This is a genomic window from Bowmanella denitrificans, assembly GCF_039522935.1.
Lineage (GTDB): Bacteria > Pseudomonadota > Gammaproteobacteria > Enterobacterales > Alteromonadaceae > Bowmanella > Bowmanella denitrificans.
This window is the reverse complement of the sequence record NZ_BAAAEI010000023.1, coordinates 181,082-193,436: the sequence shown is the minus strand read 5'-3', so window position 1 is coordinate 193,436 and position 12,355 is coordinate 181,082. Positions and strand designations below refer to the sequence as shown.

The 12,355-nt window shown below is 51.0% G+C and carries 10 protein-coding genes; 6 read left to right on the top strand and 4 right to left on the bottom strand.

Going from position 1 to position 12,355, the window contains the following annotated elements:
- Positions 1–16: 16 nt before the first annotated feature.
- Positions 17–2,020 carry a glucosidase family protein gene (locus ABD028_RS18520; protein WP_343846941.1) on the top strand — a complete coding sequence of 668 codons (2,004 nt, stop codon included), beginning with the start codon at positions 17–19 and terminating at the stop codon, positions 2,018–2,020.
- Between the two features lie 122 nt (positions 2,021–2,142).
- On the opposite strand, the gene ABD028_RS18515 is transcribed toward ABD028_RS18520, so the two are convergent.
- The 4 genes from ABD028_RS18515 to ABD028_RS18500 form a co-directional block, all read right to left on the bottom strand.
- Positions 2,143–4,083: a glycoside hydrolase family 97 protein gene (locus tag ABD028_RS18515; RefSeq protein ID WP_343846939.1), complete on the bottom strand. Its 1,941-nt coding sequence runs from the start codon at positions 4,081–4,083 to the stop codon at positions 2,143–2,145.
- Positions 4,084–4,195: 112 nt separating this feature from the next.
- Positions 4,196–4,813 (bottom strand): 2-hydroxychromene-2-carboxylate isomerase, encoded by a 618-nt coding sequence (locus ABD028_RS18510; protein WP_343846937.1) that lies wholly within the window; start codon positions 4,811–4,813, stop codon positions 4,196–4,198.
- Positions 4,788–5,312 (bottom strand): GNAT family N-acetyltransferase, encoded by a 525-nt coding sequence (locus ABD028_RS18505; RefSeq protein WP_102797808.1) that lies wholly within the window; start codon positions 5,310–5,312, stop codon positions 4,788–4,790. The genes ABD028_RS18510 and ABD028_RS18505 overlap by 26 nt, the downstream gene beginning before the upstream one ends.
- 388 nt (positions 5,313–5,700) lie before the next feature.
- A complete protein-coding gene (locus ABD028_RS18500; RefSeq protein ID WP_343846935.1) occupies positions 5,701–8,190 on the bottom strand; it encodes a S8 family serine peptidase in 2,490 nt (829 codons plus the stop codon).
- Positions 8,191–8,568: 378 nt separating this feature from the next.
- Between ABD028_RS18500 and ABD028_RS18495 the strand changes: the two genes are divergently transcribed.
- Genes ABD028_RS18495 through ABD028_RS18475 form a run of 5 tightly spaced genes read left to right on the top strand, consistent with a single transcriptional unit; the run spans position 8,569 to position 12,218 of the window.
- Positions 8,569–9,039, top strand: coding sequence for a curlin subunit CsgB (locus ABD028_RS18495; protein WP_102797805.1), 471 nt, complete (start codon positions 8,569–8,571; stop codon positions 9,037–9,039).
- A 28-nt stretch (positions 9,040–9,067) separates the two neighbouring features.
- The gene (locus ABD028_RS18490) at positions 9,068–10,585 is read left to right on the top strand and encodes a curlin (protein ID WP_343846932.1); all 1,518 of its coding nucleotides are present in this window, start codon (positions 9,068–9,070) and stop codon (positions 10,583–10,585) included.
- Between the two features lie 45 nt (positions 10,586–10,630).
- The gene (locus tag ABD028_RS18485) at positions 10,631–11,014 is read left to right on the top strand and encodes a CsgE family curli-type amyloid fiber assembly protein (protein WP_343846930.1); all 384 of its coding nucleotides are present in this window, start codon (positions 10,631–10,633) and stop codon (positions 11,012–11,014) included.
- A gap of 3 nt (positions 11,015–11,017) precedes the next feature.
- A complete protein-coding gene (locus ABD028_RS18480) occupies positions 11,018–11,437 on the top strand; it encodes a curli assembly protein CsgF (protein WP_343846929.1) in 420 nt (139 codons plus the stop codon).
- A 4-nt stretch (positions 11,438–11,441) separates the two neighbouring features.
- Positions 11,442–12,218 (top strand): CsgG/HfaB family protein, encoded by a 777-nt coding sequence (locus tag ABD028_RS18475; protein WP_102797803.1) that lies wholly within the window; start codon positions 11,442–11,444, stop codon positions 12,216–12,218.
- The last annotated feature ends 137 nt before the right edge of the window (positions 12,219–12,355 follow it).

The following is a 12,355-nucleotide window of genomic DNA, read 5'->3' as shown; positions in this document are numbered from 1 at the left end:
GAGTAGCAACATTATTATGCGTAAAACTATCCTCGCACTTTCACTGTCTGTCGCACTGTCATCCTGTGCCGGTGTCCCTGCGCAGGTTGATTTAAATCACCTGGCCGATACTCTGCATAACCGCTGGCAATTGTTACCTGGTGCCATTCAGTGGCAAGTCACTGACTCCCATCAGGATCATATCGAATTCAGCGGTGAGCAGATGTCAGCCATTATTCATTATGGCAGCGACGAGCAAGGGAAACTTAGCCTGAACCGAAGGCTGGTCTGGCCTATGTTAAGAACGCTTCCCAATGACACCCACGCCAGTCTGATACACGACTTTCCACTGAGCTTGTCACCTCAAATCAAGGTTGGGGGCGAACCATTAACCACGGAGCAGCCGCAACAGATTCGCTTTGACGGCATCCTGACAATTCGCAGTCAACTGACACCGGACTTGTCACTTGTTCGTACCTTGTCTCCCAGCCCTACCGAACCAATGTTAGTAGAACAACAAACCCTGACCAACAATAGCCAGCTAGCCATACAGGTAGATATAACACCGCTGAACTATCAGGTACTGACCCCGACCGAACAAGGGGCAAGTGGCAGCTACAAAATCCTGGCATCCAGCAGTTTAAGCGGTAGCCATTGGTTGCAACCAGGTGAGTCACTGAGCAACATCCTGACATTCAGCGCCAGCCAAGCGGATGAAAGCCCGCAACTGCAGCCTGAAAAGACCCTGGCTGCACGCCAGGCCTATATCGCTTCACTGGCTAACAAACTGCAATTGGTAACCCCGGATCCGGTTATTAACCAAATGTTCGAATTTGCCAAATTGCGCGCGGCGGAAAGTATTTTCCGCACGGCTGGCGGCTTGATGCATGGCCCCGGCGGAGGTCGTTACTATGCCGCTATCTGGGCAAATGACCAGGCTGAGTACGTCAACCCGTTTTTTCCATTCCTTGGTGATAGAAACGGCAATGAATCTGCACTCAACAGCTTTCGTCATTTTGCTCGATATATGAATGATGCCTATCATCCTATCCCCTCTTCCATTATTGCCGAAGGCAAGGATATCTGGAACGGCGCAGGGGACCGTGGCGACTGCGCCATGATTGCCTACGGAGCAGCGCGGTATGCCCTGGCTCTGGGTTCAACAGAAACCGCCAGACAACTCAGTCCATTGATAGATTGGTGCATTGACTACAACAACACAAAGAAAACTGCCGATGGTGTTATAGCTTCTGACAGTGACGAACTAGAAGGCCGATTTGAAGCCGGCGAGGTCAATCTCAGCACTAACACTCTGGCGTATGGCGCTCTGATATCCGCCAGCCATATGCACAGAGCACTGGGAAATCAGCATAAGTCCTCAGAGTACACTCAAGCCGCACAGCAGCTTCGGCAAGCTATAAACCGTTACTTTTCCGCCCAGGTAGAAGGTTTTGACACCTACCGATACTATGACGGCAATACCAAGCTGCGCGCCTGGATCGCCCTGCCGCTGACCATGGGAATGACCGAGCGCAAGCAAGGCACCTTGGATGCCTTGCTCTCACCATTGCTGTGGAGTGAAAATGGTATCTACACCGAATCTGGCGACACTACCTTTTGGGATCGCGCCACCTTATACGCCTTTCGCGGTATCTTCGCAGCTGGCGAGACAGACATCGCGATGAGCTATTTTAAATACTACAGCCGCAAACGTCTGTTGAATGATCATGTGCCCTATGCGGTCGAAGCCTGGCCAGAGGGTGGACAACGACATCTGTCAGCTGAAAGTGGTCTGTATGCCAGAGTGATTACCGAAGGCTTGTTCGGCATCGAGCCCACAGGTTTTGATCGTTTTACCCTTGCTCCCCATTTGCCCAGCGGTTGGGACAACATGTGTCTGAATAACATCCAGGCTTTCAATCGCCAGTTTGACCTGTGCGCACACCGGGACGGAGAGCAGACGCGTGTGCAGCTAAGGTATAACGGCCAAAGTCATGACTACGCATGGCTTGGACAAGTACCACTGGAAATTACCCTATAGCGACACGACAATACAGCCGGGCATGCCCGGCTGGTGTCTGTTCATTTCCCTGGCAGAGCTTTGAATATAAAAAATCCGACGAAAAGATCGCCGGATGTTAAAATGACCAAAGCAATAACGGCTCAATCCGGGGTTAATATCCCTGTCCAGCCACCACCTCCAGCCAGTTCAATCTTGATCCTCTGACCTTTCTCTACTAACTGACTATCCAGACGAAAGTCTTCTGCATGTTTATCGGCATTTATACCGTCTGCCAGGCTATTCATTTGATACCGCCCGCTATCCACGAAATCTAATTCCAAGATAAAGCTTCTGGGTTGTTCATTGGTCATGGCACCGATATACCATTTATCGCCCTTGCGTCTGGCCATTACCAAATATTCACCGATGCTGGCATGTAACACCCGGTAGTCATCCCATACCGTTGGAATGGCGGCGATAAATTCCGGAATAGCAGGTTCAGCCTGATAGCTGCTGGGCGTATCGGCCAGCATCTGCAGCGGGCTTTCATACAACACGAACATGGCCACCTGATGGGCACGGGTCCCCAGGCTCATAGGACGGGAAAACACTGCATTAAAGTTCTTACGATGGGCATTGGCCATCGCACCGGGCGTGTAGTCCATAGGACCGGCAATCATACGGATAAAGGGTAAATGCAGATTATGAGTAGGCGTAATAGCATCTGACCATTTATGGTTTTCCAAACCTTTGACGCCCTCGCGGGTCAATACATTGGGATAGGTCCGGTGCAAGCCGGCCGGTTTGTAGGAACCATGGAAATTGATCATCAGCTCGTGCTTTGCAGCCATTTCGGCGGTACGCCAGTAAAAGTTCACCATGCTTTGGCTGTCGCTGTTCATAAAGTCCACCTTAAGTCCGGTGATCCCCCAACGTTTATACAAGGCCATAGCCTGATCCATCTGCTTATCCAATCCTGACCAGGGCACCCATAACTGCACACTCACCCCTTTGCTTTTGGCATAATCCACAATGTCTGGCACATCAATACCCGGCAGCAAGGTCATTACGTCTTCATGCGTAGACCATCCATCGTCGATCAATATGCTCTCGATACCAAACTGCGCGGCAAAGTCGGCATAGTATTTATAGGTTGCCGTATTGATACCAGCGCGAAAATCCACGCCTTTGAGGTTGTTTTCGTTGTACCAATCCCAGGCAATCTTACCTGGCTTAATCCAACTGCTGTCTTTGAGCCTGGAGGGTTCAGCCAGTAGATAAGGCAATTGGATATCCAACAGTTCAGCATCGTTGCGGGCAACGCCGATAATACGCCAGGGATAGCTTCTTTTACGCGTTATTGTGGCAATTTCCTCAGTCAATTGGCCTGCCTCATTGAGATTCCTGGGATGCACACCATAAAGGCTTCCATCACCACGGCCTTTTAACCACATACCAGGATAATCCTGAAGATCCGACTCAGTGATTAGCAGGTTGATCCCCTGCGCCACAAATAATGCCGGCAAGCTCCCCAATTCATCACCATCAATGCTCTTACTTGGCAAGGGCGTGAAGGTGGGCTGAGTGGCGGTGCGGAAATTTTTCTCAAACGGAAAAAAGGCAAAGGTGCCTGCGGCAAAGTTAAAATTGCTGTCCTCATTAAGCAAAGTGGCATTGTCACTCAGATGTCCTTCAAAGCGGTAGGCTATACCTTGGTTGTACGCCCGGAAGGTCAGGCTGAAGCCAGGTTTAAAACTTAGTGTCAGTTGATTGTACTGCTCAGGGATCTTGCTGCTGCGTACTGCTACCTCCGGTGTAACAACAGCTTTGTAACTGGTCCTGCGGCTGTCCACCAGCATCGCCCGACCGTCAAAACGTACGCCATCGGTGAATGCCATGGCAATAGCAGAAGGCTTTACCACCAACTGATTGTCCACCGTCAATTGATAGGTCAGATCTTGTTGTTGATTGATTTGCAGTTTCACTCTGCCGTCAGGTGACGATAGTTCGTGGCTTAGCGCCCAGGTGGATTGCGCCACCAGCAACAACAGACCTGCAAGTAGCCCGGTTTGGCGGGCGCGATTAACGCGTAACATCGGCATTATAGACTCTCCGTTAAAATGCAACGGCATTAATCTACCTAATGCTTACCCCCCAGGCTCATGCTTTGCCGACAGTTAGTTCCTGAAAAATAACCTCACGGTCGCCATACTGTTAACCAAACGAGCTGAGGTTGGCTTCACTGTGCAGGCACCAATCCAGCGCCAGTTCCAACTGGTCCTGGCCCCAGAAGGGCTCTTGCCCGGCGATAAAAAATGGCGCACCAAAAATGCCCAGGCGCACCGCCTGCTGGTTCGCCGCCTGCAATCTGGCTTTAGATTCTACGCTCTGGGCCTGGGTTAAAATCGCCTCGGCGTCTAATTGCAGGTCATTTAATATTTGTTCCAACACCGCGGGATCGGCAATATTTAAGTCTTTAACAAAATTTGCCTGAAAAACCGCCTTAACAAAAGCACTTAACCATTTTGCATCCTGATACCAGCAGGCAATGCGGGCGGCTTGTAGCCCATTGAGAGGAAAACGCGAGGGTTTCACAAAAGGCAGATTATAGCGTTGGCAAACCCGTTGCATATCGTGCCACATATAGTTGCCCTTGGCCGGAAACAAATTAAACGGTGAATCACGCCACCCTTGCGCCTTAAAAATTGGCCCCAGCAGGAAGGCATGCCAGCGCACTTTTACGCCACGTTCGGCTGCCAATTTTTCAATGCGCATAGCAGCTGGGTAGCTGTAGGTGCTGGCAAATTCAAACCAGAAATCCAGATGTTTCATTCCCTTTACTCGGCTGGGAGATGGTGTCTGAAATATGGTCTGCTGCTGCGACCATGTAAAGGCAGTTATCAATACCCATGGATGGTCCTGGATACTGAATTTCGACAAATCCCATCGCCAAATAACAGCGATGTGCTACCTGGTTATGGGCCAGCACAAATAACGATACTTCGCAGGTTTGAAGTTCCTGACTGCCCAGACGGCTTAGCTGTTGTATCAGCACTTTCGCCAGTCCCCTGCCCCGCTGCTCTGGGGCAATCACCAGACGCCCCAAATGGCAACGCCCTTCGCGCAGATAGTACTGGCCAAAACCCAGCAACTGATTGTTTTCCATCAGCAGCCAACTCGGTAACTCATCAATACGGGTATCGCGGCGCAGGCTCTGCAGGTCGAAAGGATACTGCATGGCAGGTCCTCCCCAGATTTTCAGACTGTCTTCACTGTCGAACCACTGGCTTATTTCAGCCAGACAGTCAGGCGTCGCTTTACTTAATTGCATTTTTAGATCCCGGGTGCGTGAGAGATACACAGTTATACCAACTGTCAGGCAAGAAAAGCACCGGCTTTTTCGCGGTATTGCTGTTTATGGTGGCCTTGCTAAGCCTTAATACCAGGGGTTGTTTGTCATTCAAATATCGTCGGACTGAAGTCCGACCCACTGTGGGTTGGGCTTTAAGCCCAACAAAACATCGCCGCTCCTTCGCATCCATGCGACCACAGCATACGACCACCAAGGATGGTGGAAGTGACGAAAACGCAGGAGCAGGCTTTCGTCCCGTCCATCCTTGGACATCGCCGTTCCTTCACATCCATGCGACCACGGCATACCGCCCATCCTTGGACATAAAAAAGGCCGCCCTATGGCGGCCTGGTGTCAGTTCGTCAGTTTAAAAACTGACCGTCACTTCGTCCGAACATGCCGTACTGGCATCACAGACTTTATACACGAACACATTGCCCTGGGCGCGGCGTTCGCGATCCCGATACACGCCGGTGTTATCCACCGTTGCGATCTTTTCACCGTTTCGGTAGATATCCACTTGTGCAGCTGGGGAACCGCCATAGGCCAGATCCACTCGCAGGTAACCTAATCCGGTCAGATAAGCACGCTCCACTTCCAGGCTGATCTGCGTATCAGATACCGTCACATCCATAGTGTGGCTGTCGGTATTGCCCTCACTGTCGGTAACCATCAGCGTAACGGCATAAGTGCCTGAGACACCGTACATATGCACAGGGTTTTGCTCAGTGCTGGTGTTGCCATCTCCGAAGTCCCAACTCCAGGAAACAATATCACCATTCACATCAGTACTGGCATCCGTGAAACTGGCCTGCAGACCTTCGCTGTCCACATTAAAGGCTGCATCAGGCGGAGCTGGCAGAACTTCGCCAATGCCAGTGATAGTCAGTGACCAGCGATTCAGCGTACCGGTATCCTGAGCGGCATTGTCAGACACACTTAAGGTCCAGTCCCCTGTGGCCACTTCACCGTTGAAGGCATCGACCAGGAAGCTGCGGTCAATATTATCCTCACTGCCACCAGTCAGGTTATGCAACACCGCTTCTGTGCCAGCAGGTGAGGTTAATTTCACCAGTAAATCACCAGACCAGGTGTGGGTGATATTCACATAGGCATCGGTGCCAAACACGGTAATATCATCAGGAATCGTGATAACAGAGGTAATGCCTCCGGCATTATTATCAGGAATTGGCTGACTATCCTCATTACTGTATGTAAAGTCGGTCAGTCCTTGAGGATTCACCGTCAAACCCACACTTTGGGTCTTAACCAGCTCAGCGCTGGTGCCGGTTACGGTGAACTCGTATTCCCCCCACTGAGTGTCTTCCGTAGTTGGCACAGTCAGAGTAAAGGTTTCACCGGGCGAAACGCTACTGGCAGATAAGCTGGCACCAGGTAATGGCGCGTCCAGTGTCAGTGCGACGCTGCCATCCCAGTCGGCGACAGAACTGACGGCAAACTCGTAGCTGGCTGACTCACCGGCCTCAATCGTCGTGCGCAGCGGCGACACGCTGAAACGGAAGCTGGGGGCAGGGTCCGCCCCTTCCAGCGCACCCAGTAGGTTCAGGCGCTTGCCGGACACCGTTTTACCTTGCATATCAGCATTGTCATCGCCACTATCCATCAGCAGTTGCTTGACTTCCAATGCACTGAGACCTGGATTTACGGCCATCACTAAGGCTGCTGCACCAGCAGCATGGGGGGATGCCATAGACGTACCGGAGCTGTTGCCATAGCCTCCACCTGGAATGGTAGACAGTATGTCTGACCCTGGAGCTGCCATATCCACACTGGTTAGTCCCCAGTTGGAGAACCAGGAAATTTCGTCATTATGATCGGTACTGGCAATGGACAGAATGGAGTCATGCTCGTAGTTGGAGGGATAGTGCGGACTGACATCGTTGTCGGCCGTGTCATTACCTGCCGCCGCGACAAACAGAATATCGGCCTGTTCGGATGCCGTAATCGCATCACGTAGCGCCTGTTCTTCCGGCCCGCCGCCCCAACTGTTGTTCAGCACCCTGACATTGTGCCCGGCATTCTTCAGGGCCACAAAGTAGTCAATGCACTGAATGGCATCGGCCGTACTGCCAAATCCATCTGCGGCCAGAAACTTACAACCCACCAGCGAAACCTGATGGTTTACTCCCACCACTCCGATACTATTGTTACCTTCGGCGCCAATACTACCAGACACATGCGTACCATGGCCGTGATCATCCATCGGATCACCACTGTCCACAATACTGTTGATACCATGCATATCGTCAATGTAGCCATTGCCATCGTTATCTATACCATCACCGGCAATTTCACCTGGATTACTCCACATATTGGCGACCAGATCAGGGTGGGTATAGTCGACGCCGGTGTCGATGACCCCGACAATCACATCGCGACTACCAGTGGAAATATCCCAGGCCTCTACTGCATCAATATCGGCATCAGGCGTACCACCGGTTTGACCACTGTTATGCATTCCCCACAAGTCATCAAAACGCGCATCATCGGGTACACCAAGCGCCCTGACTTTGTAATTGGGCTGGGCATAACTGACAGCAGGGTGTTTCTGTAATTTTTCCAGTGCCGTTTTTACCGACAGACCTTTAAGCTCATACTTAGCCATACGGCCAGCCAGCAAGTGTTTAAATCTGTCGTCCACTTCATCCAGGTTACTATCACTGATGGTGGCAGTAACCAGCCCTCTCACCGCCCGGCGGTCTGCCAGGCTGGCTTGTTCTTTGTAAACCACAATCAAAGAGTCCGGTACAAAACCGGATACCTGTTGAATCTCTACTGAGGCGCTAGCCAACATTGGCAGCATGGCCACAGTTAAAGCAGAAAGTTTATATTTCATGGTTGGAATCCATCTTAGCTGTTCCTTAAAACCGGCTTGCACCGGCGCCTGAAGGATTCTCCATGTCACTATCGGGAATTTTCGCAACGCAACCAGAATTAGCAGAGTCCATCAGCAGGCGCCAGTTTAATCCATGAAAATACGCCCTTAGCATGAGTTTTATCCCCACAAGCCAACCTTCCTGCGACTTTTGCATGAGCAAACATCTGGTACTTTTGTATGAGGCGCCCGGTTTAAACCGATAAAAAAGTCCAGGCAATGGCAGACAAACGACGTCAATTGGCGGCCAGCGCAAGTTAAGCGTTTTTGGCGATATTCATCCCAGCGCAAACCCCCTAGAGTGAAATGGCGAACGTATCTAGTCAGTAGCGCCAAAATATGAAAACCAATAAAAACAACAATGCATTCAGGGAATTAAGCAGGCAAACAGGCCTGACCTTCGGGGCATTATTGCTGGCTTTCGGCACATCTGTGCAGGCACAAGACCTACTCTCTGGTACAGATTTGCAGGACTCTCCTCTGTCAATCAGCCTATCGGCATCGGTTCAAAACCAGACAAATACGCTGGTCATTGGCCAATATGGAATTTTCAACAAAGCAACAATCAGCCAGAGCACAAGCAACGGTAATCATATTGCCCTGTTGCAACAGGGTGACGGTAATGTCGCCAATATCTTGCAGCAAGGCATAGGGAATACTGCCAATGTGCAGCAATGGGGGCAGGACAACCTGGTGGATGTCATTCAACAGGGCGACGCCAACACGGCGAATATCTGGCAAAGCGGTGACCAGCAGTTCAGGGTTCACCAGATAGGAAGCAACATGGTGGTCAATGTGTATCAACGTTGATCCCATCAAAAACAATTTGGAGAACAAGGTGAAAATCCAAAAATCCCTACTAACTTGCGCCATCCTCTGTGCCCTGGGGGCCAGTCAGGCAGTGATGGCCGATGAAACCAAGAGTACCGATGTGGTGCTGAAAACCGACATTATGGCGGATGCCGTCGGTAATGTGATTCAGCTTACGCAAATTTCAACCGGCGGTGCCACTCAAGGCAATAACGTCAGTCTATTTCAGGAAGGGGACACCAACGGTATCAGCCTGACCGTGGAAGGCGATGCCAACGATGCCTCAGTCACACAGTCAGGCACAGGTAACATCAGCGTCAGTACCCTGACAGGTGAAGCCAACGACCTCAATCTGAATCAGCAGGGTAATGACAGTCAGGCCGAAGTGTCGGTTACAGGAAATGGCAACGAGCTGAATATCACCCAAACTGAAGATATTGGCTATCTGGGTCTGACCAATGAAGCCCAAGCCATTGTGGTGGGAGATGACAACCATATCAGCATTGACCAAAGCGAAGGCGGCCAATGGGGCTATGTGAAAAATCTGCAAGGTTCCGGTAATGACATTGGAATCTTGCAAAGTGGCGAATGGAACGAAACCCATCTGGATGTCGTTTCAGGCAACAGCAATAGCTTTGATATAGAGCAGGATGGCTATTGGAACGTTAGCCGCGTACGCGACCTGCAAGGCGATGGCAACGACCTGGAAACCATGCAGGACGGACGGCGCAACCAGTTCACACTGAGCCTGCTTCAGGGCGAAGACAACAATATCGAGATTGATCAGGATGGCGAGTATAACGCCGCCAATCTGGATGAAATTCTCGGCAGTGGCAACGACATCAGCATCGATCAAAATGGCGATTACAACAGTGCAGCCTCGGCGCTGTTCACCGGCGACAACAATGATGTGATGGTCAGCCAGACGGGTAACGACAACATTGCCAGTTTCGAGCTTGTTGGTGAAGACAATGACTTTAATCTGATGCAGATGGGCGACGGCAACGATGCCTATATGGGTGCCATTGGTTCAGGTAACGACTTTACTACCATGCAAAATGGCAACCTGAACCAAAGCCATTTGGTCAACTTCAACGGTACCGACAATAACGTCACTATCAATCAAAGTGGCGATGAGAACGTCGCGGTGGTTCAAGCCTCCTACCCTGATTTCAGTCTGACTACAGATGACAATGACATCAGCCTGATGCAGGACGGCAACATGAATGACGCCGTGGTGAATATCAGCACCCTGCTGGACAGTAACAGCAATCAGGTGGATATCGCCCAAAATGGTGATCTTAACGCCCTGGACCTGCTCATTGAAGGCAGCAACCATCTCATTGACATCCTGCAAGAAGGCAATGAAAACATGGTTGTGGGTGAAGGGGGTGCAGCCATGTTGATTGGCGGCGATTCCGTGCAACTGTCTATTAGCCAGGTGGGTAACGGTAACATCGTGGAAGGTGCTGTTATCAGTAACGGCGGCAGTATCAGCATCGCTCAGGTGGGCGACTGGAACACTGCCACCATAGTTCAACAATAGCGCGTGGAGGGGCGGACCAAAGTTTTATCTGCGGTCCGCCATTTTATGTCTGTTACCAGAAACCTGCTATACGCCCTACTGCTTAGTCTGGCAACGCCCAGTGTGGCTGAAGTGGAGCTAGGAGGCTTGCTGCTGGACAACACTTTCAGCCGCTTCGGACGGGAGTTTTATCAACGCCTTAGCCGACTATGGCAAGACGTACCGCAAACCCAGAGTTTCAATGTGGTAATTAAGGAACAAGTGGTCCCCAGGGCTGGCACCAAATTGACCATACAACTGAATAATCAGGTTATCTACATGACTTATATGGGAAGGCGACAGTCGCCCATGGAAGACAAAGTGGAAGAAGCGATGCTGGCTTTATTGCAAGCCATGGCGAATGCCAGGTTTGACAGCAGCAGCGCAGATATGGCCGAAAACGGATGGTAGAAAATGAACAAGATTAAATTAACGCTGGTTGCACTCACCCTGATAATCGGCAAGGCCGTAGCAACTGAGCTGGTTTATACCCCAATCAACCCCAGTTTTGGCGGCAACCCACTTAACGGTAGCCTGCTGATGGGCAAAGCCCAGGCACAAAACAAACACAAGGAACATCTAGAAGAACGCACCTATGCAGAAAAGTTCCAGGAATCCCTTGAGCGTGCCTATATCAACAAAATGGTACGCGAGATTACCGACCTGGCCTTTGGTGAGGATGTGGATGACAGCGTATTTAATCAGGATTCGGTGTTTGTCAGCGGCGATTATGAAATTCAGATCCTGACCAGTAACACTGACAGCATCACAGTTCAGATCACCCACTTGCTCAACGGCGAAGTCACTGTGATTGAGGTACCTAAGTTTGGATAAGCCCATGTTGCGTTCAGTTAGTTTATTGCTGTTTCTGTTACTGAGCGGTTGTAGCAGCATGGGGCCTCTCTTCCCCCCAGGGCAGCAGCCCGCCGTGACCTTAAGCCCCACCGATAACTATCAGGATCTACTGGCGCTACCCCCGCCCAAAGGCATGATTCCGGTGTCGGTATACGCCTTTCGCGATCAGACCGGGCAGTATAAGCCACAGGCCAATGTCAGTTCCTTTTCCACTGCAGTCACTCAGGGTGCCACCTCAATTCTGATGCAGGCCCTGGCAGATTCTAATTGGTTTCTACCGGTGGAACGTGAGGGCTTGCAGAACATTCTGACCGAACGCAAAATCATCCGCGCCGGCCTGCAGGCCGACGGCAAAGAAGAAAAAGATGAGTTACCGCCGCTCACCACTGCCAAGCTGCTGTTGGAAGGCGGCATCATCAGCTACGACTCCAATATTCGTACCGGTGGTTTTGGCGCTGAGTATTTTGGTATCGGCGCCTCTGAGCTGTACCGGGAGGATCAAATATCCGTTTACCTGCGCGCCATAGATGTACGTACCGGTCAGGTATTGCTGTCGGTATCTACCAGCAAAACTGTACTGAGTCAGGAAATGCGCGGCGGCTTCTTCCGCTATGTAAGTTTTAAACGCCTGGCCGAAGCCGAAGGCGGTTTCACGACTAATGAGCCTATGCATATCTGCGTAAAGCAGGCTATTGAAAAGGCCCTGACTGATTTGGTGCACAAAGGCATTGAAAAACGTGTGTGGGCCGCCCAGAGTTAGCCACTAACTTTTGTCAGCACAGCATCTCAGCGCAGAGCCGCCGAGATCAAGGAGAAAGACAGGAGCACCCACATTTTACTCCTGAAAACTCCATGTTCTCTGTGTCTCTGTGGCTATCAATATTTTGGTTGAATAAG